The organism is Streptomyces sp. NBC_00539 (assembly GCF_036346105.1).
Taxonomy (GTDB): Bacteria; Actinomycetota; Actinomycetes; order Streptomycetales; family Streptomycetaceae; genus Streptomyces.
Genome location: NZ_CP107811.1, coordinates 2880178 through 2902931 on the forward strand (window position 1 = coordinate 2880178; position 22754 = coordinate 2902931).

The window sequence follows — 22754 nt, forward strand, 5'->3', positions numbered from 1 at the left end:
CGGAGCCCCGGCGCGCTACAGCTTCTGCACCGGCGCGTAGCGCAGCAGCAGTCGCTTCGGCTTGTCGTCCCCGAAGTCGATCGTCGCCTGCGCGTCGGCGCCCGCTCCCCGGACCTCCATGACGGTGCCGAGACCGAACTGGTCGTGCGTGACCCGGTCTCCGACGGTCAGCGCGACGACCGGCTTGTCGGCGGCCCGGCGCGTCGCGAACCCCGAGGGGCCCGCCTTCGTACGCGACGAGGACAGGAACGCCTCGGGCGAGGTCCCGAACGAGGCCTTGCCGCCGCCGGAACCACGCAGGGGACCGGCCGGCTTCTGGGACGCGCCCGTCCGCTTCCACTGCAGGTACTCCGGCGGGATCTCCTCCAGGAAGCGCGAGGGCGGGTTGTACGAGGGGGTGCCCCATGCGCTGCGCATCGAGGAGCGGGTCAGGTAGAGCCGCTCGCGCGCCCGGGTGATGCCCACGTACGCGAGGCGTCGCTCCTCCTCCAGTTCCTTGGTCTGGCCGAGCGCGCGCATGTGCGGGAAGACCCCGTCCTCCATGCCGGTCAGGAAGACCACCGGGAACTCCAGGCCCTTCGCCGTGTGCAGGGTCATCAGCGTGATGACGCCAGAACCGTCCTCGTCCTCGTCCGGGATCTGGTCGGAGTCGGCGACGAGCGCGACCTGTTCCAGGAACTCGGCGAGCGTGCCGCCCGTGGCGCCGGCCGCCGATGTCCCGGCGGCGTCGTCGCCCTCACGGGCCTGCTCGAATTCGAGTGCCACCGCCGCGAGTTCCTGGAGGTTCTCGATCCGCGTCTCGTCCTGCGGGTCGGTCGACGCCTGGAGTTCGGCGAGGTAGCCCGTACGCTCCAGCACCGCTTCCAGTACCACCGCGGGGCCCGCGCCGGACTCGACGATCGTACGCAGCTCCTCCATCAGCGCGTTGAAGCGCTTGACGGCGTTGGTGGAACGCGCGGCCATGCCGAAGGCCTCGTCCACCCGCCGCAGCGCCTGCGGGAAGGTGATCTTCTCGCGCATCGCGAGGGCGTCGATCATCGCCTCCGCGCGCTCGCCGATGCCGCGCTTGGGGACGTTGAGGATGCGGCGGAGCGGGACGTTGTCCTCGGGGTTCGCCAGCACGCGCAGGTACGCGAGGACGTCGCGGACCTCCTTGCGCTCGTAGAAGCGGACGCCGCCGACGACCTTGTAGGGGAGGCCGACGCGGATGAAGATCTCCTCGAACACGCGCGACTGCGCGTTGGTCCGGTAGAAGATCGCGACGTCGCCCGCCTTGGCGTCGCCGGCGTCCGTCAGCCGGTCGATCTCGTCGGCGACGAACTGGGCCTCGTCGTGCTCGGTGTCCGCGACGTAGCCGGTGATGACGGCGCCGGTCCCGGCCTCGGTCCACAGGTTCTTCGCGCGGCGGTTCTCGTTGCGTTCGATGACCGCGTTGGCGGCGGAGAGGATCGTCTGGGTGGAGCGGTAGTTCTGCTCCAGCAGGATCGTCGTCGCGTTCGGATAGTCCTCCTCGAACTGGAGGATGTTGCGGATGGTCGCGCCGCGGAAGGCGTAGATCGACTGGTCGGCGTCACCCACGACGCACAGCTCGGCGGGCGGCAGGTCCGGGTATCCGGTGCCCACGAGCTCGCGCACCAGCGTGTACTGGGCGTGGTTGGTGTCCTGGTACTCGTCCACCAGGACGTGCCGGAAGCGGCGCCGGTAGTGCTCGGCGACGTCCGGGAACGCCTGGAGCAGGTGGACGGTGGTCATGATGATGTCGTCGAAGTCGAGCGCGTTCGCCTCGCGCAGCCGTCCCTGGTACATCGCGTACGCCTGCGCCAGGGTCTTCTCGAAGCCGTCCACGGCCTGGTCGGCGAAGGCTTCCTCGTCGATCAGCTCGTTCTTGAGGTTCGAGATCTTGGCGTTGAAGGCCTTCGGCGGGAACTTCTTCGGGTCCAGGTCGAGGTCCCGGCAGACGAGCGCCATCAGGCGCTTCGAGTCGGCCGCGTCGTAGATCGAGAAGGACGAGGTGAAACCGAGGCGCTTGGACTCGCGGCGCAGGATGCGGACGCACGCGCTGTGGAAGGTGGAGACCCACATGGCGTTCGCGCGGGGGCCGACGAGGCCTTCGACGCGCTCCTTCATCTCGCCGGCGGCCTTGTTGGTGAAGGTGATCGCCAGGATCTGACCGGGGTGGACCCCGCGCGCGGCCAGCAGGTGCCCGATGCGGTGGGTCAGCACCCGGGTCTTGCCGGAGCCGGCGCCGGCCACGATGAGCAGCGGGGAGCCCGCGTGCACCACGGCGGCGCGCTGCTCCGCGTTCAGCCCCTCCAGGAGCGCCGCCGGGTCGATGACCGGCTTGGGCGCCCCGTTGCGGTAGTAGGCGTCCCCGGTCATGGGCACGTCGAACCGGCCCCCGAAGAGGTCGTCCGCGCCCGGCTCGGGGGCGGGGTGGTCCTCGGGTGGCGGGGGGACCTCGTCGGAGGGGGTGAGGTCCGCCAGGAAACTGTCGTCAAAGAGGCTGCTCATCGCTTTCCGAGTCTAGAGGCCGGGACCGACAAGCCAGTACGAGTTCCAGCAGACCGGGGAAACGCAGGTCCAGGTCGGCCCGGCGCAGCGTGAGGTAGAGCTTGCGGCCCTGCGGGCGCTGGCAGATCACGCCGCTCTCGCGGAGCGTCTTGAGGTGGTGCGTCACGCTCGACCGGGGCAGGTCCGGCGCCACCTCGCCGCAGAACGCCTCCCCGCCGGACGCGAGCTTGCGGACGATCTCCAGCCGGACGGGATGCCCGAGGGCCGCGAGGACCTCGGTGATCTCGAGGTCCTCGGCGGCGGGGTGGGTCAGCTCAGCAGCGGCAGCCATGGCCCAACTGTACGCAGATGTCGTAAGGACCTTGCCGGACCGTTCGAACATCTCGTACAGTCGCACCCACGGCGACCGTACGAAATATTCGAACGGTTGCCATTGCCCCGTTGCCCCGTTGTCCGTCACCCGCGCTCCGGAAGGACCCCCATGACCGACGCCGCCGTGCCCGACGCCGCCATGACCCACGCCACGCCCGACGCCGCCACGCCCGACGCCCTGTCCGACCCCCTGTCCGACGCCGCCCTCGCCGCCTCCCTCGACGGCGGCTTCACCAGCCACCACGCCGACGTCAACGGCACCCGCCTGCACTACGTCCAGGGCGGCAGCGGCGATCCGCTCGTGCTCCTCGGAGGCTGGCCGCAGACCTGGTGGCAGTGGCGCAAGGTGCTGCCCGCTCTCGCCGCCCGCTATCGCGTGCTCGCCGTCGACCTGCGCGGCATGGGCGGCTCCGCCAAGCCCGCGGCCGGCTACGACAAGAAGACCCTGGCCCACGACCTCCACGCGCTGCTCGGCCGGCTCGGCATCGGCTCCGCGCACGTCGTCGGCCACGACATCGGCGCGATGGTGGCCTACGCGCACGCCGCCAACCACCCCGGGGCGACCCGCAAGATCGCCCTCCTGGACGTGTCCCACCCCGAGGAGAGCTGGGCCCACGAGACCCTGCTCCCGCGACAAGGGGTGTTCCACAAGTGGTGGTTCGCCTTCAACCAGGTCCACGGCCTGCCCGAGCAGCTGCTCGCCGGCCGCTCCCGCGTCCTGCTGGACTGGCTCTTCGACCACGCCTGCGCCGACCCCGACTCCGTCGACGCGCACGCCCGCGCGGTGTACGCCCGCGCCTACGATGCACCGGAGGCCGTGCGGGCGGCCAACGACTGGTACCGGACCTTCACCCAGGACATCGCCGACCTCGCGACGTACGACCCGGTGACCGCGCCGCTCCTGGCCCTCGGCGGCGAGTACAGCAACTACGAGAGCCTGGTCACGGCCGTTCCCGCCCTCGGGACCGACACCCGCGTCGTCCGCGTCGACGGCAGCGGCCACTACCTGCCGGAGGAGCGGCCGGAGGCCGTCGTGGAGCAGCTGACCCGCTTCCTGGGGTGACCGGGAGCCCCCGTACGCTCGACGCCATGGACGTACTGATCAGCGTTTTCCTCGGCCTTCACATCATCGGCATAGCCTCGCTCCTCGGCGGTTTCCTCACGCAGATGAAGGCGATGGGCGCCGGCACCGCCCGCTTCGTGCCCGCGATGCTGCACGGCGCGCTGACGATGCTGGTGACCGGCGTGCTGCTGGTGGGCTTCCGCGAGATGGACGGCGGCACCGTCGACAACGTCAAGATCGGTGTGAAGCTGGCGGTCCTGTTCGTCGTCCTGGCGCTGGTCTACGTCAAGCGCGACGAGGAGCGGGTGGACAAGGCGTTGTTCGGCGCGGTCGGCGGTCTGACCATGGCCAATATCTTTATCGCCGTCCTCTGGCACTGACCGTTCACTAACGGTCAGTTCGGAGCATCCCGTCATCTCTCCGTTACCTCCAGGCTTAGCGTCCTCCCCCAAGACCAACGGAAGGACGTGACGCCCCCGTGGCCAGTCATCGAAAGCCCAGGCAGCGCCCGCTCTCCGGCGGCCCCGTACGGACCGCGGCCACCACCCTCGCCCTTGCGGGCGCTGCCACCGCCACCGCCTTCGAAGGCACCTCGCAGGCCGAGCCCCGCCAGACGCCCACCCAGGTCAAGGCGGAGGTGGACCGGCTCTACCAGGACGCCGAAGCGGCAACGGAGCAGTACAACGGGGCGAAGGTGAAGGCCGACGAGGCCGAGCGCGCGCTGTCGGGCCTGCGCGACGAGGCCGCCCGCAAGGCCGACCGCCTGAACGCGGCCCGCAGCGCGCTCGGTGCGCTCGCCGCCGGCCAGTACCGCAGCGGCGGTCTGGGGCCCGCCGTCCAACTGGCGATGTCCGGGAACCCGCAGGAGTACCTCGACCGGGCCGCGTTCCTCGCCCGGACCGGCAACCGCACGGCCGCGGAGGTGGCCTCCGTACGCCGCGGGCTCGACGAGGCCGACCGGGTGCGCGACCAGGCGGCCGGGCGGCTCGCGGACCTGCGGGCGCGCCAGGACGAACTCGCCGCCGCCAAGGCCGCCGTCGAGGGCAAGCTGAACGCCGCCGAGCGGCTGCTGGACAAGCTCACCGCCGAGGAACGGGCCGCCTACGAGGCGCAGTCCGCGCCCGCCTCCGGACCGCAGAGCCCGTCGTCCGTCCCGGTGGGGGACGGGAGCCGCGCCGCCCGCGCGGTGGCGTTCGCGTACGGGGCCGTCGGCAAGCCGTACGTGTGGGGCGCCACCGGACCGGCTTCCTTCGACTGCTCGGGCCTGACCCAGGCGGCCTGGGGCGCGGCCGGGGTCTCGCTGCCCCGCACCACCTACACCCAGATCAACGCCGGACAGCGCGTCTCCCGCGACCGGCTGGCCCCCGGCGACCTGGTGTTCTTCTACTCCGGCATCACGCACGTGGGCCTCTACATCGGCGACGGCAAGATGATCCACGCCCCGCACCCCGGCGCGACGGTCCGCGTCGCCCCCATCGACTCGATGCCCTGGGCCGGGGCGGCCCGCCCCGCGTAGCCGACGGCCGGGTCCTACGGCGCCTTGACCGTCTTGCTCAGCCAGCCGAAGGTCTGCGGGATCTGCTTGGACCACGAGTCGAGGTTGTGGCCCCCGGTCACCCGCTCCGCGTGCACGGTGGTCGGGCTCTTCGCGATCGCCTGGAGGTCCAGGCCGGACAGGTAGCCGTCCTGCTCGGCCCCCGACATCCACAGCGACACGGCCGGCGGCGCGGGCGCGGCCGTCAGCACGTTCTTGAGGTTGTGGGTGCGGCGCAGCTCCGGGTCCTTGGCGATCAGCGACGAGGGCTCCTGGCCCGGGTCGTTGTAGCCGGACAGGGACACGGCCGCGCCGTACCGGTCCGGGTGGTTGATCGCCAGCTTGGCGGCGCAGTACGCGCCGGCCGAATACCCGGCGACGCCCCAGGTGCGGGGCTCCGCCGAGACCCGGAAGTTGTCGGTGACCATCTTGCGGACGTCGACGCTGAACCAACTGTCGGCGTTGACCTTGCCCGGGATGTTCGCGCAGCCGGTGTCCGCGTTGCCGAGCAGCATGGCGCGCGGCGAGACCAGGACGAACGGCTGCACCTTGCCGCTCTTCATCAGCGGTTCCAGTACCTCGTGCGCCTTGAGGCCCTGGAACCAGGACTTGCCCGTTCCCGGTATGCCCGGGATCAGCTCGACCACGGGGAACTTCTTGTCCTTGAAGGCGGGGTCGTCGTACTGGGGCGGCAGCCACACCATGACGTCGCCCTTGACCCCGGAGACCTTGCCGTCGAGCTCGGTCTTCCTGACGCGGCCGCCGAGTCCCTCGACCGGCTGGAAGTCCTGGCGCACCTTCGGCTCGGCCTCGACCTTCTTGCCGCCGAGCCCGTCCGCGCCGAGGTCGGGGGCGGCGGTGACGTAGCTGCCGGTGCCCAGCAGATCGCTCCAGGAGGCGTAGAAGGTCTCCTGCCGGTTCACCGCGACGAACACCAGCGCGACGGCGGTGAGCTGGGCGAAGGCCACCATCAGGCAGCGCGTGGCGACGCGTACGAGGACCGGCCCGCGCGCCCTGCCCCACAGCAGCAGCGGCAGCAGTACGGCGAGCACGGTCAGGGCGATCGCCGTGGCGAACAGGGGGGTGCCGGTCAAGCTCATCACGCCTGCCAAGAGGCGCGGCGGACGCACCGGGGTTCCCGTTCCCCGGTGCGTCGTTGATCACAGCCGCCGCGGCGGAGGACCGCCCGGCGGCGGGCCCCTCAGACCAGGCGGCGGGCCGTCGCCCAGCGGGTCAGCTCGTGCCGGTTGGAGAGCTGGAGCTTGCGAAGGACCGCGGAGACGTGCGATTCGACCGTCTTGACGGAGATGAACAGCTGCTTGGCGATCTCCTTGTACGCGTAGCCGCGCGCGATCAGCCGCAGCACCTCGCGCTCGCGCTGGGTGAGCCGGTCCAGGTCCTCGTCCACCGGCGGGGCGTCCGTCGAGGCGAACGCGTCGAGCACGAAGCCCGCGAGGCGCGGCGAGAACACCGCGTCGCCGTCCTGCACGCGGAAGACGGAGTCCACCAGGTCGGTGCCGGTGATGGTCTTGGTGACGTAGCCGCGGGCACCGCCGCGGATGACCCCGATGACGTCCTCGGCGGCGTCCGACACCGACAGGGCCAGGAACCGCACCGGGTTCTCGGCCGCCGCCATCAACGGGGCGCAGCGCCGCAGCACCTCCACTCCGCCGCCGCCGGGCAGGTGCACGTCGAGGAGCACCACCTCGGGGCGGGTGGCGGTGATGACGGTGACGGCCTGGTCCACGTCGGCCGCCTCGCCTACGACCTCGACGCCGGTCCGGGCGGTGTCGCCGATCTCGGCCTGCACGCCGGTGCGGAACATCCGGTGGTCGTCGACGAGCACCACCCGGACGTTCCTGGTCTGCTGCGCCCCGCTGTCGTCGGTCATGCCGCCCTCTCCATCTCCAGCTCGACTTCCGTGCCGCCGTCGGGCGCGGACCGCAGCCGTGCGGTCCCGCCGTGGCGCCGCATCCGGCCGATGATCGATTCTCGTACGCCCATGCGGTCGTCAGGTACCGCGTCGATGTCGAAGCCCGGCCCCCGGTCCCGTACGGAGACGAACACCGTGCGGCCCTCGACTTCCGCGTAGACCTGTACCGGCCCGCCGTCGCCACCGTACTTGGCGGCGTTGACCATCGCCTCGCGCGCGGCCTGGATCTGGGCGGCCAGCTTCTCGTCGAGCGGGCAGTCGCCGACGACGACGACCTCGATGGGGACGCCGTGGTGGTCCTCCACCTCGGCGGCCGTCTTCTTCACGGCCTCCGCGAGGGTGGCGGGTTCCTCGGCCTCGTCCTTGCCGGTGCCCTCGGGCTTGTACAGCCAGTTCCGCAGCTCGCGTTCCTGGGCGCGGGCGAGGCGGCGCACCTCGCCGACGTCCTCGGCGTTGCGCTGGATCAGGGTCAGGGTGTGCAGCACCGAGTCGTGGACGTGGGCGGCGACTTCGGCGCGTTCCTGGGCGCGGATGCGCATCAGGCGTTCCTCGGAGAGGTCCTGGGTCATCCGGATCAGCCAGGGCCCGGCGAGCAGGGCCACGCCGACGAGGACGGCGAGCGTGGCGGTGAGTACGTTGCCCAGCTGCGCGGCGGAGCCCCGTACGACGATGAAGACGGTCAGGCCCACTCCGACGAGTGCCACCCCCGCGAGCGCCCGGCCGGCCTGGAGCAGGCGCTTCTGGCGGCCCGCGGCGGCGCTCCAGTGGGCGCGGCGGGCGTTGTCGGCCTGCCGCCACACCAGGACGACCCCGGCGCCGACCAGCAGCGTCGGCCAGATGTAGCGGCCGTTGGAGCCGCCGACGCGCAGCTGGGAGAAGTAGATGGCGGCGCCCACGCACAGCGCGACCAGTGCGGTGACCTGGCCCTTGTCGGGCTTGCGCAGCCGCCGGGTGCCGTCGGGGAGGGTCTCGAAGTAGGAGCGGTGGCCGGTGCGGCCGCCCACGCCGAGCGGTACGAAGACCCAGAACGCGGCGTACAGCAGCACGCCGAGGCCGTCCCCCCACATGAACATGGCGAGGAACACGAGCCGGACCCAGATCACGGGCAGCCCGAGGTGCCCGGCGAGTCCGCGCGCGACCCCACCGAGCATCCGGCCGTCGGCGCTGCGGTAGAGCTTGCGGTGCGGGGCGTCCTCCGGGTCCTTCGGCGCGTTCGGGATGCGGGGGGCGGCGGCTACGGGCATGTCACCGATGGTCACATGCCCGGAGGTCCGGGGGCATCAGGGCGTTCCCCCAGTTCAACCCGGGGGATATCAGGGTTGTGCCAGGGTCGGGCCTGATGCCGGGGGTCCGGGCGGCCCGTCAACATGGACCCATGACCGAAGTACACGACTCCCCGCCGCAGGATGCCGGGGCCGCCGCCCCGGACGGGCGTCCTGCGCTGCGCCGCAGCAAACGCGACAAGGTCCTCGCGGGCGTGTGCGGCGGTCTCGGCCGGTATTTCGACCTGGACCCGGTGGTCTTCCGCATCGTGCTCGGTGTGCTCGCGGTCACCGGAGGCGTCGGCCTGATCTTCTACGGGTTCGCCTGGCTGTTCCTCCCGCTGGACGGCGAGGAGGACTCCGAGGCGAAGAAGCTGCTCACGGGCCGGGTCGAGGGGGCGACGCTCGCGGCGCTGTTCGCGGCGCTGGTCGGATGCGCGCTGTTCCTGTCGATGCTGGACAACGGCGGCCTCGGCATCTTCTCGATCCTCGTGGTGCTGGCGCTCGGCGGGGCCGCCTACTGGTCCCGGCGCCACCGCGCCTCGGCGCCGCCGGAGCCGGCTTCGCCCGAGGCCCAGCGGTCGGCGGCCGCGCACCGGCCGGTGCCGCCGCCCGAGACCCAGGCGCCGCCCGTGCCCGGCACTCCTTCCTGGTGGCGGGATCCGCTGGTGAAGGACGGCACCACCGGCCCCGTCGGCTCGACGGGTTACCTGTGGGGGCCGGACGACAGCGCGGCCCCGAGCGGCCCGGCCCCGGCGGCCGCCGCGTCCCCCTCCCGGGCGGCGGTCCGGTCGGGCGGGATCGGCGGCAGGGTGTTCGTCCTGGCGCTGCTGGCGGGCGGGGGTTCCTGCGCGGCGGTGTGGCAGGGCAGCACCCTCTCGCACGCCCTCCAGGTCGGGCTGGCAGCGGCGCTGGCCGTCTTCGGACTGGGCCTCGCGGTCAGCTCGCTCAAGGGCCGCACCGGCTTCGGCACGATCCTGCTGTCCTTGATCACCGCCGGTCTGCTGGCGGGGGCGGCGGCGCTGCCCCGCGACGTGAGTACGGACTGGCACGACGTGCGGTGGCGGCCGGCCGCGGTGGCCGACGTACGGCCGCAGTACACCTCGGGGACCGGGCTCGCCACCTTGGACCTGAGCCGCCTGGACGTGGCGAAGGGCAGCACCCTGAGCATCCGGGCGTCGATCGACGCGGGCCGGCTCAAGGTGGTCGTGCCCCGCGAGGTCACCGCGCAGACGGACATCTCGATCCGGGTGGGCGACATCCGGCTGCCCGGCGAGTCGAGCCGGGACGTGCGGATCAAGAGCGGTGGCGAGACACGGCGGGCGACGCTGCCCCCGGCCGCCGGCACCGAAGCCGGCGGAACGATCGAGCTGCACCTGGACGCGGGTGTGGGACAGGTGGAGGTGGCCCGTGCGGCGTCATGAGTTCCAGCCTGGACGGCTGATCGCGGGCCTGGTGCTGCTCGCGGGCGGGGTGCTCTACCTGCTCGACGCGACCGGCGAGACCGACGCGCCGTGGTACGCCGTCGTCCCGCTCACGGTCGGCGGTTTCACCCTGGCCGCCCTGGCCGGTCTGGTGACCTACGCCGTGCGCCGCGACCGGCGCGAGCGCAGCAGCGCGTCCAGCGACCAGTAGGGCGCCCCGGCCAGGACCAGCGGCAGCCAGGCCATCAGGTAGGCCAGGTCATTGCCGTAGTAGTACGGGGAGACGGCCCAGGAGACGGTGAGCCACAGGCTGAGCGAGATCAGCGCGCCGCCGGTGGCCGCCAGCCGGGTCAGCAGGCCCGCGAGGACGCCGAGGCCGACGAGCAGTTCACCGACGCCGATGGCCGCGGCGAAGCCGACGGGGGCGTTGAGGGCCAGGTCCACCAGGGCGGGGACCGCGGAGGTGTCCCGTACGCCGTGCATCAGCTCGCCGATGGAACCGGGGCCGGAGGCGGACAGGAACGCGGAGTCGGTCAGCTTGTCCAGACCCGCGTAGACGAAGGTCACGCCGAGGAAGATCCGCAGCGGGAGGAGCGCGTACCGGGCGGCGCGGTCCCGCGGGCCGGAAGGGGCGGCGGAAGCAACATCAGTTCGGGTCACGCCCCATGTGTACCCGGTTCACTCGGCCACGTCGATGGTGCAGCGGTTGGATTCCACTCCTGCGGCGGTGACCACTTGGACCTCGATGCGCCCGGGTTCCACTTCCGCGGGGACCGGCACCGTCAGGACCGTGTCCGACGGGTTGGCGAAGCCGCCCGCCACCGGCACCAGCGGCACGTGGACGTGCACGGCCCCGATCCGCACCACCAGCCGGGCCAGCATCTCCGGCGTCTGCGCCCCGGGCGGCACGAATCCCACGCCCCGGATCTCGATGTCGTCGCCGGGGCGGACGGCCGCGTCCAGGTCCCCGGGCTCCCGTCTGCGCACCACCGACAACACCAGCGGTCGGCTGCCCTCCGCGTACTTCGCCGCGAGGTACACCGCCGCCGACAGCGCCACCAGCAGGGTCAGCGCCCACGGCAGCCGCGGCAGCCGGTCGGGGAAGCGGGCCAGCGACACCGCCGCGAAGGCCAGCACCACCGTGGAGACCAGCACGTACTGGGCGTCGGGGAAGCTGCCCCGCCCGGCGTCGTCGGTCAGCAGGTCGGCGCCGCTGGGCTGGTCCGCGGGGAGCTTCTGGAGCCGCTGGCCCATGATGCGTACGCACACCACCCGGCGCACCAGCACCGCCACGCCGGAGGTCAGCGCGAGCACCGCCAGCAGCGGCAGCGCCCGCCCGAGCGCGAGCCCCTGGTACAGGGCCTGGCGTTCCGGTCCCGGCGAGGAGGCGGCCAGGCGCAGCGCGGGCAGCAGTGCGGCGAAGGCGGTCAGCACCAGCCAGGCGACCGGTACCGCCTTGGAGGTGGACAGCCGGTTGTCCTCGCCGACCAGCGGGGCCAGCAGTCCGCCGCGCAGCGACTGCGCCCGTGCGGCGACGGTCAGCAGCCCGGCCAGCACCAGCGCCGCCAGCAGCCCCGCGGTGCGGGCGGTGGACCAGCCGGTGCCGAGCGCGGTGCCGATCTGGACCACCAGCAGCACTCCGGCGGCGATCCACAGGGTGAGGACGGCCCGGCGGGAGAGCAGGTACAGCCAGGAGTGACCGGCCTCGCGGCCCCGGTCGGCGACGGTGCGCGCGGACAGGGTCAGCTCGTCGGAGACCCACTGCCGCGACGCCCCGGCGGAACGGGCCACCGCGGCCGGCAGGCCCTGCCCGGCGGCGAACTCCTCCCGCTTCTCCAGGAACGCGGCCACCGCGCGGCGGTGGCCCTCCCGTGCGCCGTGCGGGCAGTCGTCGCAGGTGCAGGTGCCGCCGTGGGTGCTTCGGGGGATCTCTTGGACAGCCACGTGCGTGCCGCCTCTCTGAACTTCGGTGCAATGCCAGCGAATTGTGCACCACTGCGGCAGTGCTCCGGATTGCGCACGATGTCAGAGCAGGTGATTAACCGTTCATGATGTTGACGTCACCCGTCCGGCTGCCCTCCGTGCCGTGCGGCGGGGGCGCGTCCGCCACCGTCTGGCGCAGCGGCTGGTAGCTCACCCAGGCGGCCAGATCCGTCCCGAACCGCTCCCGCGTCGCCACCGCCGCGCGGTGCTCGATGGGCACCGGTTTCCCCGCAGCCCGCGCGATCAGCTGCACCTGCGCCGCCCGCTCGGCGGCGATGAACCACCACAGCGCCGCCTCCACGGAGTCCCCGACGGTCAGCAGGCCCCGGTTGCGCAGGATCAGCGCCTTGTACGGGCCGAGCGCGCGCCCGATCCGCGCCGGGTCGTCCGCCCCCGCGAACGCGTCCAGCAGCGCGTGGTCCTCGTAGAAGGCGCAGGCCTCCTCCGTGACCGGGGCCAGCAGTTCACCGAGGCAGGCCAGCGCCCTGCCGTACGGGCCCTGCGTGCGTACGACGGCCACCACTGCGGGCCGCTCCCGGTGGACGGCGGCGTGCACGGCGAAGGCCAGCTGGTTCACCCGCCGTTCCCCCCGCAGCACCCGGCCCTCCCCGTCGACCAGCAGCAGGTCGTCGGCGGTGAGCGAGCCGAAGGCCCGCCCGAAGGGGTTCACCCAGTAGCAGTCCTCGAACTCCGGGTCCCGTACGGAGACCTGCCCGGCCACCCCGTCCTCGTACCCCAGCCGCCCCAGCAGCCGCAGCCCCTCGGTGAGCCGCTCCCTGCGGTGCGCCCGGGCCTCCCTGGCGGTGGCGAAGACCGGCGGCATCGCGAAGCCGAGCCGCTCCGCGGGCACGGGTACGGGTACCGGTACGGGTCGTTCGGCCACGGCCCCCCTCCTTCGTCTCGGGTCGCGGCGCAAGGTACCGGCGCCCGCCCGAAGAGGCCATACACGCGGCGGAGCCGCCGCTCCCCCCAGGGAACGGCGGCTCCGTCAGGCGCTTCGGAAGGGGCTGCCCCCCTCCGCGGGCGGCCCTACTCCCACTCGATGGTGCCCGGCGGCTTGCTGGTGCAGTCCAGGACCACGCGGTTCACGTCCGCCACCTCGTTGGTGATGCGGGTGGAGATCTTCGCGAGGACCTCGTACGGCATGCGCGTCCAGTCCGCGGTCATCGCGTCCTCGGACGACACGGGACGCAGCACGATCGGGTGGCCGTAGGTGCGGCCGTCACCCTGCACGCCCACGCTGCGCACGTCGGCGAGCAGGACGACCGGGCACTGCCAGATCTCCCGGTCCAGGCCGGCCGCGGTGAGCTCCTCGCGGGCGATGGCGTCGGCCTCGCGCAGCAGGTCCAGGCGCTCCTTGGTGACCTCGCCGACGATGCGGATGCCGAGGCCGGGGCCAGGGAAGGGCTGGCGGTGGACGATCTCGTCCGGCAGGCCGAGCTCCTGGCCGACCATCCGGACCTCGTCCTTGAACAGCTGGCGCAGCGGCTCGACGAGCTCGAACTCGATGTCGTCGGGGAGGCCGCCCACGTTGTGGTGGGACTTGATGTTGGCGGTGCCGGTGCCGCCGCCGGACTCCACGACGTCCGGGTACAGGGTGCCCTGGACCAGGAAGGCCACCGCCGGGCCGCCCTCGGCCTCCGCGATGATCTCGGCCTGGGCCTGCTCGAAGACGCGGATGAACTCGCGGCCGATGATCTTCCGCTTGGTCTCCGGGTCGGAGACGCCGGCGAGCGCGTTCAGGAAGCGCTCCTGTGCGTCGACGACCTTGAGCTGGACGCCCGTTGCGGCGACGAAGTCCTTCTCGACCTGCTCGGTCTCGCCCTTGCGCATCAGACCGTGGTCGACGTACACACAGGTCAGCTGCGAGCCGATGGCCTTCTGGACGAGGGCCGCGGCGACGGCGGAGTCCACGCCGCCGGAGAGGCCGCAGATGGCGCGCTTGTCGCCGACCTGCTCGCGGATGGCCTCGACCTGCTCCTCGACGATGTTGCCGGTGGTCCAGGTGGGCTTGAGGTTCGCCCCGCGGTAGAGGAAGTGCTCCAGCACCTGCTGGCCGTGCGTGGAGTGCATGACCTCGGGGTGGTACTGCACGCCGTACAGCTTCTTCTCGTCGTTCTCGAACGCGGCGACGGGGACGACGTCGGTCGAGGCGGTGACGGAGAAGCCCTCGGGGGCGGCGGAGCAGGCGTCGCCGTGCGACATCCACACCGACTGGTTCTCGGGGGTGCCCTCGAAGAGGGTGGAGCCGGACTTGGAGACGGCAAGGGGGGTGCGGCCGTACTCGCGGGCGCCGGTGTTGTCGACCTGCCCGCCGAGGGTGGTCGCCATCAGCTGGAAGCCGTAGCACATGCCGAAGACGGGAACCCCGGCCTCGAAGATGGCGCGGTCGAGCTGCGGGGCGCCCTCTTCGTACACGGACGACGGGCCGCCGGAGAGGATGATCGCCTTGGGGTCCTTGGCCAGCATTTCGGCCACGGGCATGGTGCTGGGCACGATCTCGCTGTAGACCCGTGCCTCGCGGACGCGGCGGGCGATGAGCTGGGCGTACTGCGCGCCGAAGTCGACGACGAGAACGGTGTCCGGGGCGTTGTCGTGGGCGGCGGAGGGTGCTTCTGGCACGGGGGCGGCCTTCCGGCGGAGAAAAGGTGGCTGTTTTGTCGATTCTAACGGCGGTGGCACCCCCCGGTTCGTCGTACCGTCCGAAGGTCTGCGGCCGTCACCCAAGGTGACGGGCGGCTCACGAAAAGCACCCGGGGACGCGTCTCACCATCCGGGCCGGGTTGGCCGCGAGGGGTGCGGAGGGTAATAATCCGTCCCATGCGCAAGCAGCTGAGCTTCCTCTTTACCTATGGCACCGGCCGGTCCGGTCGCCATGGGTCCTCGTGATGCTCGCTTGAGCCGCTGAATTCCCAGAGCGCCCCGGTCCGACAGGACCGGGGCGCTCCGCGTTTCCGCTCCTGACGGCACGACCCACAGGAGAACCCCCATGACCACGATCACCACCACCCCCGAGCAGCTGATCGCCGACTCCCGCGAGCGCATCGACGCGATCGACGACCGGATCATCGGCCTGATCCACGAGCGGATGGCCGTCTCGACGGTCATCCAGGAGGCCCGGATCTCCTCCGGCGGCCGACGGGTGCACCTGTCCCGCGAGATGGAGGTGCTCTCCCATTGGAGCGACGCCCTCGGCAAGCCCGGCACCTCGCTCGCCATGACCCTGCTGGAGCTGTGCCGCGGCCGCGTCTGAGGCCTTCGGGCGCCCCGGTGGCCGGTTGTTCTTCACCCGTCCGGAGCGTGACCGGCACCGCGGGCCTTCGTTGATGCCGGTGACCGCGCCAGCCAGGCGCGGGTCGGCACCACCACGCGTGGCTCCACGGGAGCGATGAGACGCACCGCCCGGCGGGCGTGCGTCGTGGGACCTCGCTCCCGCGCGTGACCGGACGGCAGGGGACAGCAGCCCGGTCACCCCCAAGAGGACGGCCGGCCCGGGGGACGCCCCGGACCGGCCGTTCTCACCTCACTCCCCGGGGGCGACCGCAAGGCCCTGCCCCCAGGACCGCCGGGCCCTGTCCCGGCGACAGGAATTAGCCGCGGACGCCCCGCCGACGGACGGCCACGTACAGCGCGCCGCCCGCCGCGACCAGCGCCGCGGCGCCGACGGCGATCGGTGCGACCGTGCTGCCGGTGGAGGCCAGGTTGCCGCCCTGCGCGGTGGTTCCCGTACCGGCGGCGGACGCCTTCGCCGAGGGCGAGGCGCTCGCCGACGCGCTCGCGCTCGGCGTCGGGGACGGAGACGGGCTGCCGCTCGCCGACGGGCTCGGGCTCGGGCCGGTGCCCGTACCGCCCTTGGCGTTGATGACGACGGCCGCGGTGTTGTCCGCCGCGTTCGGGTCGAAGGCGTGCGGGCGCGGCGCGCTCGTGCCCCAGTCGCCGACGGTGACGGTGCCCTTGGCGTCCTCCACCACCTTCTCGATCTTCACGTCGAAGGGGTAGACGACCTTCTCGTTCTCGCCGACCCGGCTGCCGAGCGCGCACTCGTAGCGCGGCGCGCCGAGCTGCTCGGCGCGCTTGGTGCCGTCCGCGTCGACGGCGAGGCACTCCTGCGGCTTGGCGGTGACCTTCGCGCCCTCGGGGACGACGACGACCGTACGGGCCAGGGAGTCGGCCGGGTTCGCGGCGTGGATCCAGGCCGGGCCCTTGTTCTCGAACACGAACGCGGTGGAGAGGGTGTCGCCCACCTTGCCCTTGAGGGACACCGGGCTCGTCGTGAAGTCGGCGGTGTTCTCGGTGTGGAACGCGAACTCGCGCCGGTTGTCCCCCGGGTTCAGGTCCGAGGCGCGCAGCGCGGGCGCTGCCGGGGCGCTCTTGGCGGGGCTCACGCCCAGCTTCCGGCCGGCCCGGGCCTTGCTGCTCGACGCCGCGGCCTTCGGCTCGTCGCCGGCCGGGTAGATGCCGTAGCGCAAGACGTCGTCGTAGGCGCGCTTCGTGGCCTTGATGTGGAGCGGGCTGTCACCGGCCAGCTCGTAGACCGCGCCGGGGACGAAGTCCCCCTCGACGGTGCACAGGACGGTGGTCAGGTCACCGGCGGTGCGGGTGCGGCAGTTGTCGTACGCCTCGACGAGCTCCATGCCGCGCGTCGTGCCCAGTTCGAGGACCACGCCCTTCGCCGCCTGCGTGCCCTCGTTGGCGAACACGAGGGGCATGGGCTGGCTTTCGCCCGGCTTGAGGTCCTTCTTGAGCTGCATCTCCCGCATCACCAGGTCGGGGCCCCCGACGCTGACCTTGGTGGTGAGGGGGGTGACGGTGGCGCCGGGAACCTTGCCCGTCACCGTGATCTCGCCCGTCGCTCCCTTCGCGGCGCCCTTCGCGGCGGCGACGTCCAGTTCGAGGCTGACCGGCAGGCCCTTGTAGGCGCAGACCAGCTCGCCGTCCTTCTCCTCGCACTGGTGGGAGGAGTCACTCGCGTGGTCCCTGACGGTCGCGACCCCGGCCACCTTGCGCAGGTCGACCGTGAACAGGCCGGCGAAGGGGGCGCCGGTGGCGGGGTGGTCCAGGGTGATGCTCAGCCGCTGTTCCCTGGCGCCGGCGCCGTCCATGGGCAGCGGGAGTTCCAGGGCGGAGGGGCCGACGAGGGGAAAGACGGAGTCCGCGGCGTTCGCGGGAATGGCGGCCGTCCCCAGGGCCACCAGGCCGCACGCGGCCAGCAGGGAGATGCGCTTTCTCATGTCCCCCTTGACCCCCGAACGTGCGGTCCAGTTGCCCGCCCCGCTGTGTGATGGACACCACAGCCCCCTTGAGGGGATTCCGCTACAACCTTCTACGTCGGCCACCGGTCACTCATGTGTGATCGGCGGGTACCGCGCTCGGAGGGGGAGCGCGGTGCCCGCCGCTGTCGTACCGGGGTCCCGAGCCGTCAGTTCCCGGATTCCGTTTGCCGCGGCGGAACCTGCGGCACCGCGAGGAACGGCAGCCGCAACGCGCCGAAGGCCTCCTTCGGGACGGCCGGGGCGACCGGTTCCACCGCGGCGAGACGGACGTATCCGGCGCCCTGCTCGGGACGCGGGTCGGGCTCACCGTTGTTGGGCCAGTACGACATCGCCCGCTCCGCCTGCGCCGTGATCGTCAGCGACGGATTGACGCCGAGGTTCGCGGAGACGGCCGCACCGTCGACCACCGAGATGCCCGGGTGCCCGTACAGCCGGTGGTAGGGGTCCACGACGCCCTCCTCGGGCGAGGCGCCGATCGGGCAGCCGCCGAGGAAGTGCGCGGTCAACGGGGTGCCCATGAGCTCGCCGACGTTGCTGCCGGGGAAGCCGTTGATCTCCTCGGCGAGCAGGGTGGCGGCTTCGGTGGCTTCCGCGATCTGTACCGGGTTGGGCGCGCCGTGGCCCTGGCGGGCGGTCAGCAGGCCCTTGCCCAGACCGCCGGGCTTGCGGTACGTGGTCAGGGAGTTGTCCAGCGACTGCATGACGAGGCCGATGATGGTCCGCTCCGACCAGCGGCGGTTGGAGAGCGAACGCAGCAGCTGCACCGGGTGGGTGGCGGTCCGGGCGAACCAGGACCGTACCCGGTGCTTGTGGTGGGGGACTTGGAGGATGGTCAGGAACCCCATGGCGTTGGAGCCCTTGCCGTAGCGGACGGGCTCGATGTGGGTGTCCGCGTTGGGGTGCACCGACGAGGTGATGGCCACGCCCCTGGTGAAGTCGGCCCGGGCGGCGGCACCGTGGCGCCTGCGGTAGCGGCGGTCGTCGGTCTGGGCGCCGACCAGGCCCTCGGAGTTGGTGCGGGTGAGGTCGCCGAGCCGGTCGGAGACGCGGGGAAGTTCACCGCGGTCCTTCATCGCGTGCAAGAGGGTCTGGGTGCCGTACGTACCCGCGGCGACGACCACGTACCGGGCGCGCAGCACCTTCGCCGGACCCCTGCGCCGGTTGTCGGTCGGCACGGTGCGCACGCGGTGGCCGCCGTCTGGGTGTTCGGACAGGGCGGTGACGGTGGTCATGGGGTGGATGACGGCGCCCGCGCGTTCCGCGAGGTGGAGGTAGTTCTCGGCGAGGGTGTTCTTGGCGCCGTGGCGGCAGCCGGTCATGCACTCGCCGCATTCGGTGCAGGCCTTGCGGGCGGGCCCGGCGCCGCCGAAGTACGGGTCGGGCACCTCCTCGCCCGGCCGGGCCTTCCCGTGCCCGTCGGCGTCCTCGCCGTCCCCGAAGAAGACGCCGACCGGGGCCATGTGGAAGGAGTCCCCGACGCCCATCTTCTCCGCGACGGCCTTGAGGTGGACGTCGGAGGGGGTCATCGTCGGGTTGAGCCGTACGCCGAGCATCCGCTTGGCCTGGTCGTAGTACGGGGCGAGTTCCTCGCGCCAGTCGGTGATGGACGCCCACTGCCGGTCCTCGAAGAAGGCGGCGGGCGGCACGTACAGGGTGTTGGCGTAGTTGAGGGAGCCGCCGCCCACCCCGGCGCCCGCGAGCACCATCACGTTGCCGAGCAGGTGGATGCGCTGGATCCCGTACAGCCCGAGCGCCGGGGCCCACAGGTAGTTGCGCAGGTCCCAGCTGGTGCGGGGCAGGCTCTCGCGGGTGAAGCGGCGTCCTGCCTCCAGGACGCCGACCCGGTACCCCTTCTCGGTGAGCCGCAGTGCCGAGACCGACCCCCCGAAGCCCGATCCGATGACGATGACGTCGTAGTCGTATGCGTTGCCGTGGTCGTGCGACACTGCCGTGCCTCCCGGTCGGTGCTGCTAGCGCAGGCGGAGAGCCTTCATGATCTTGAGGCTGCGGGTCATGAACTCGGCGTACTTCTCGTCGTCCATGCCCAGCGAGGGCGCCATCGGCAGCAGCCGCTGGTGGGCGACGGTCTGTGCCTCGGTGTACTTGAGGATGCCCTCGGAGCCGTGCCTGCGGCCGAGGCCGGACTCCTTCATCCCGCCCATGGGCGACTGGGCGCTGCCGTAGGCCGGCGCGTACCCCTCGTTGATGTTGACGGTGCCGGTGCGCAGGCGGGCGGCGACGGCGTGGCCGCGGCGGGCGTCCTTGGTCCACACGCTGGAGTTGAGCCCGTACGGGGTCGCGTTGGCCAGGGCGACGGCCTCGTCCTCGTCGGTGAACCGGTAGACGGAGACGACGGGCCCGAAGGTCTCCTCCCCGCACACCGCCATCGGGGCGTCGACGCCGTCGAGGATGGTCGGCTCGTAGAAGAGCGGGCCGATGTCGGGGCGGGCGACGCCGCCCGCGACCAGGGTGGCGCCCTTGGCGACGGCTTCGTCCACGTGCCGCCGTACCGTCTCCAGCTGGCGCTCTCCGACGAGGGAGCCCATGTCGGCGCCATAGGCGAGGGAGTTGCCGAGCCGCATGGCCTTCGTACGGGCGGCGAAGCGCTCGACGAACGCGTCCGCGACCGAGGCGTGGACGTAGATCCGCTCGATGGAGATGCACAGCTGGCCCGCGGAGGAGAAGCAGGCGCGGACGGCGCCCGCGGCCGCCTTCTCCACGTCGGCGTCGTGCAGGACGAGCATGGCGTTCTTGCCGCCGAGCTCCAGGCTGACGCCGACCAGGCGGGCGGCCGCGCCCTGGGCCACCTCGCGGCCGGTGCGGGTGGAGCCGGTGAAGGAGACGTAGTCGGCGTGCCGGACCACCTCGGGGCCGACGACGGGGCCCTCGCCGAGCACGATCTGGAACACCTCGGCGGGCAGTCCCGCCTCGATCAGCAGGTCACGGGCCCACAGCGCGGTGAGCGCGGTCTCCGTGTCGGGCTTCATCACGACCGCGTTGCCGGCGACGAAGGCGGGCAGCGCGTCGCCGACGGACAGTTCGAGGGGGTAGTTCCACGGGGCGATCTGACCGACGACACCGCGCGGCTGGCGCAGCTCGGTGACCTTGGTCAACGTGGGCATCGCCCCCGTGTGGCTCTTGGGCCGCAGGTAGGAGGCGGCCTTGCGGCCGTAGTGGCGGGCGCCGACGGCGACGGCCTGGACCTCTTCGTGGGCGTGCAGGCGGGCCTTGCCGGTCTCCAGCTGGATCAGGTCGAGCACCTCGGCCTGCCGCTCCAGGACCAGGTCGTGGAAGCGGAGCAGGACGGCCGCGCGCCTGCGTACGGGGACGGCCGCCCAGGCGCCCTGTGCGGCCCGGGCCCGGTCGAAGGCCGTGGCCACCTCCTCGGGGGTGGCCTCGGGCAGGTCCGCGAGCTTGGCGCCGGTGAAGGGCGAGTGGTTCGCGGTACGGCCGGAGCCGATCACCCCGCGGGTCAGCCGGGTGACCAGATCGGGGGTCACCACGTCGGCCGCGGTGCGGGCGCCGGCCGGGGCGGCGGCCACCGGGTTGGTGGGCTGGGGTGCGGAGCAGAGGGGGGCGGCGGGGGCCTGCGAGTCCGTCATGGCGGTGAGCGTATGCCGCCCCGGGGCCTTTGGGTACCCGTGGGTAACCGGATTTTGCCATGAACGCCAGTGTTCACTGGCAGGATGACCGGTCGGCGCCGGTTCCGGCGGCCGGCCGGGGCGGGTCCGGCCACCGGCCGGGGCGGGTCCGGCCACCGGCCGGGGCGGATTCAGCTCCCGTTCGCGGCGGGCTGCCAGCCGCTGAGGACCGTGTCGAACTGCTGGCGGGTCGTCGCCCAGTCGGCCGCGGGCCCCGACATGTACACCGCGTACTCGGTGTTCTCGGGCGTCACGTACATCTGCTCGATGGCCCGGCGCGGCCCGGCCTGGACGCCCTTCTCGGTCCAGCTGAACTCCCACAGGGCCGCGTGCGTGGTGTTCCGGAAGGTGTTCCCGTGCAGGTCGTGGCGCTTGTAGTCGGTCCGCTGGCTCACCTGCTTCTCCAGCTCGAGCTGGTGCACGTACGGGTTCTCGTAGTCCGGGCTCTTGTCGACGGCGATCCGGATGAAGTGCCTGCCACCGTCCGGCGTGTAGTCGATCTGGTCGCCGTCCATCCGGCGCGACCAGGAGTTCGGCACGAACAGCGAGAAACCGGCCGGGTCGACGACCTTCTTCCAGCCGGACGGCGGGACGACGGCATCGTTGTCACCCTTCGCCTGCCCGTCCGGGGCGCTCACGTTCTTGTCGGAGCCGCCGCCCTCCTGGGTGTCCCCCGTCAGCTTGAGCACGCCGAAGACCCCGCCGCCGCCGAGCAGCGCCGCCACCAGGGCCACGATGGCGGCCCGCCGGACCCGGCCGCCCGCCGGGACGACGGGCGCCGGAGCCGGCCCGGGCTGTTCCTCGAGGTGGGCCGTCCGCGTCTCGGGGGCCCGCTCCGCGTGCGCCTCCTGCGCCGGGGCGAGCTCCTCCGCAGAGACCGCGCGGGTGGGTACGTACGCCTGCGCCGCCTTCGGCTCCCGGCCCTCCATCGCCTCCAGCAGCATCCGCTCGGCCTCCTGGGCCGAGGGCCGCTCGGCCGGGTCCTTGCGCAGCAGGGCGGTGATGACCGGACCCAGCGCGCCCGACTGGCGCAGTGCGGGCGGCTCGTCGTTGACGACGGCCTGGAGACTGGAGATGGGCGACGTGCGGCGGAACGGCGAACGGGCCTCCACGGCCGTGTAGAGGGTCGCGCCCAGCGACCACAGGTCGGAAGCCGGATCCGGGGCCCCGCCCGTGACCCGCTCGGGGGCCAGGTAGTCGATGGAGCCGACCAGTTCGCCGGTACGGGTGATCGAGGTGTCCCCCTCGATCGCCGCGATCCCGAAGTCGGTGAGCAGCACCCGGCCGTCCTTGGCGAGCAGCACGTTGCCCGGCTTCACGTCCCGGTGCAGCACGCCGACCGCGTGCGCGGCGCGCAGGGCGCCCAGCACGTGCAGCCCGATCCGGGCCGCCTCACGGGGCTCGATCCGGCCCGCGGCCTTGGCCGCTTCGGCCAGCGAGGGGCCGTCGATGTACTCCATGACGATCCAGGGCCGGTCGTCGTGCTCCAGCACGTCGTGGACGGTGACCACCGCCGGATGCTGGATCCGGGCGGCCGCCCGGGCCTCCTTCTGCGTCCGCGCGTGCAGGACCTCCCGGTCGGCCTGCGCGACGTACAGACCCGCCGTCAGTTCCTTGACGGCCACCGTGCGGTGCAGCAGCTCGTCATGCGCGCGCCACACCTTGCCCATGCCGCCGCTGCCGATCGGCTCGACGAGCCGGTACCGACTCGCGAGCACCGCGCCCGCACCTGTCTGCTGTTCCACGAAACCCCGCCAC

19 protein-coding genes are annotated in these 22754 nt (G+C 72.4%); 6 read left to right on the forward strand and 13 right to left on the reverse strand.

The genetic code is table 11. The features are described from left to right. Positions 1-15: 15 nt before the first annotated feature. Positions 16-2511: a DNA helicase PcrA gene (gene pcrA, locus OG861_RS12610; RefSeq protein ID WP_329197613.1), complete on the reverse strand. Its 2496-nt coding sequence runs from the start codon at positions 2509-2511 to the stop codon at positions 16-18. Beyond that, positions 2495-2842, reverse strand: coding sequence for an ArsR/SmtB family transcription factor (locus OG861_RS12615; protein ID WP_329197612.1), 348 nt, complete (start codon positions 2840-2842; stop codon positions 2495-2497). The genes pcrA and OG861_RS12615 overlap by 17 nt, the downstream gene beginning before the upstream one ends. A 150-nt stretch (positions 2843-2992) precedes the next feature. Between OG861_RS12615 and OG861_RS12620 the strand changes: the two genes are divergently transcribed. From OG861_RS12620 to OG861_RS12630, 3 genes are all read left to right on the forward strand, one after another. Further along, positions 2993-3946, forward strand: coding sequence for an alpha/beta fold hydrolase (locus tag OG861_RS12620; protein WP_329197610.1), 954 nt, complete (start codon positions 2993-2995; stop codon positions 3944-3946). 26 nt (positions 3947-3972) lie between these two features. Continuing rightward, entirely contained in the window at positions 3973-4326 is a 354-nt protein-coding gene (locus tag OG861_RS12625; RefSeq protein ID WP_329197609.1) for a hypothetical protein, read from the forward strand. 98 nt (positions 4327-4424) lie between these two features. After that, on the forward strand, positions 4425-5462 hold the full coding sequence (locus OG861_RS12630) for a C40 family peptidase (RefSeq protein WP_329197607.1): 1038 nt from the start codon (positions 4425-4427) through the stop codon (positions 5460-5462). Between the two features lie 14 nt (positions 5463-5476). On the opposite strand, the gene OG861_RS12635 is transcribed toward OG861_RS12630, so the two are convergent. The 3 genes from OG861_RS12635 to OG861_RS12645 all read right to left on the reverse strand — a co-directional run bounded on the left by OG861_RS12635 (position 5477) and on the right by OG861_RS12645 (position 8657). Then, positions 5477-6580, reverse strand: coding sequence for an alpha/beta hydrolase (locus OG861_RS12635; protein ID WP_329197605.1), 1104 nt, complete (start codon positions 6578-6580; stop codon positions 5477-5479). Between the two features lie 101 nt (positions 6581-6681). After that, positions 6682-7371, reverse strand: a complete 690-nt coding sequence (locus OG861_RS12640; protein ID WP_329197603.1) for a response regulator transcription factor — start codon at positions 7369-7371, stop codon at positions 6682-6684. Next, positions 7368-8657 (reverse strand): PspC domain-containing protein, encoded by a 1290-nt coding sequence (locus OG861_RS12645; RefSeq protein WP_329197601.1) that lies wholly within the window; start codon positions 8655-8657, stop codon positions 7368-7370. Before OG861_RS12645 ends, OG861_RS12640 begins: the two co-directional genes overlap by 4 nt. A 131-nt stretch (positions 8658-8788) precedes the next feature. Between OG861_RS12645 and OG861_RS12650 the strand changes: the two genes are divergently transcribed. Together OG861_RS12650 and OG861_RS12655 are read left to right on the forward strand one after the other, a co-directional pair. Then, entirely contained in the window at positions 8789-10099 is a 1311-nt protein-coding gene (locus OG861_RS12650; protein ID WP_329197599.1) for a PspC domain-containing protein, read from the forward strand. Beyond that, positions 10086-10310, forward strand: a complete 225-nt coding sequence (locus OG861_RS12655) for a hypothetical protein (RefSeq protein ID WP_329197597.1) — start codon at positions 10086-10088, stop codon at positions 10308-10310. Before OG861_RS12650 ends, OG861_RS12655 begins: the two co-directional genes overlap by 14 nt. Here OG861_RS12655 and OG861_RS12660 read toward each other — a convergent pair. From OG861_RS12660 to guaA, 4 genes are all read right to left on the reverse strand, one after another. Next, positions 10256-10759: a DoxX family protein gene (locus OG861_RS12660; protein ID WP_329197595.1), complete on the reverse strand. Its 504-nt coding sequence runs from the start codon at positions 10757-10759 to the stop codon at positions 10256-10258. The genes OG861_RS12655 and OG861_RS12660 overlap by 55 nt on opposite strands. A gap of 18 nt (positions 10760-10777) precedes the next feature. After that, complete coding sequence (locus tag OG861_RS12665) at positions 10778-12043, reverse strand: hypothetical protein (RefSeq protein WP_329197593.1); 1266 nt, start codon at positions 12041-12043, stop codon at positions 10778-10780. A 94-nt stretch (positions 12044-12137) separates the two neighbouring features. Further along, a complete protein-coding gene (locus OG861_RS12670) occupies positions 12138-12965 on the reverse strand; it encodes a class II aldolase/adducin family protein (protein WP_329197591.1) in 828 nt (275 codons plus the stop codon). A gap of 146 nt (positions 12966-13111) precedes the next feature. Then, entirely contained in the window at positions 13112-14704 is a 1593-nt protein-coding gene (gene guaA, locus OG861_RS12675; protein ID WP_329197588.1) for a glutamine-hydrolyzing GMP synthase, read from the reverse strand. A gap of 286 nt (positions 14705-14990) precedes the next feature. On the opposite strand from guaA, the gene OG861_RS12680 reads away from it, so the two are divergent. Then, a complete protein-coding gene (locus tag OG861_RS12680; RefSeq protein WP_329202385.1) occupies positions 14991-15335 on the forward strand; it encodes a chorismate mutase in 345 nt (114 codons plus the stop codon). A gap of 337 nt (positions 15336-15672) precedes the next feature. Here OG861_RS12680 and OG861_RS12685 read toward each other — a convergent pair whose 3' ends face one another. The 4 genes from OG861_RS12685 to OG861_RS12700 form a co-directional block, all read right to left on the reverse strand. Next, positions 15673-17313: a peptidase gene (locus OG861_RS12685; RefSeq protein ID WP_329197586.1), complete on the reverse strand. Its 1641-nt coding sequence runs from the start codon at positions 17311-17313 to the stop codon at positions 15673-15675. Positions 17314-17501: 188 nt separating this feature from the next. Next, positions 17502-19301 (reverse strand): GMC family oxidoreductase, encoded by a 1800-nt coding sequence (locus tag OG861_RS12690; RefSeq protein ID WP_329197585.1) that lies wholly within the window; start codon positions 19299-19301, stop codon positions 17502-17504. Between the two features lie 24 nt (positions 19302-19325). Further along, a complete protein-coding gene (locus OG861_RS12695; RefSeq protein ID WP_329197583.1) occupies positions 19326-20957 on the reverse strand; it encodes a succinic semialdehyde dehydrogenase in 1632 nt (543 codons plus the stop codon). A gap of 170 nt (positions 20958-21127) precedes the next feature. After that, positions 21128-22741 (reverse strand): serine/threonine-protein kinase, encoded by a 1614-nt coding sequence (locus OG861_RS12700; protein ID WP_329197581.1) that lies wholly within the window; start codon positions 22739-22741, stop codon positions 21128-21130. Between the last annotated feature and the right edge of the window lie 13 nt (positions 22742-22754).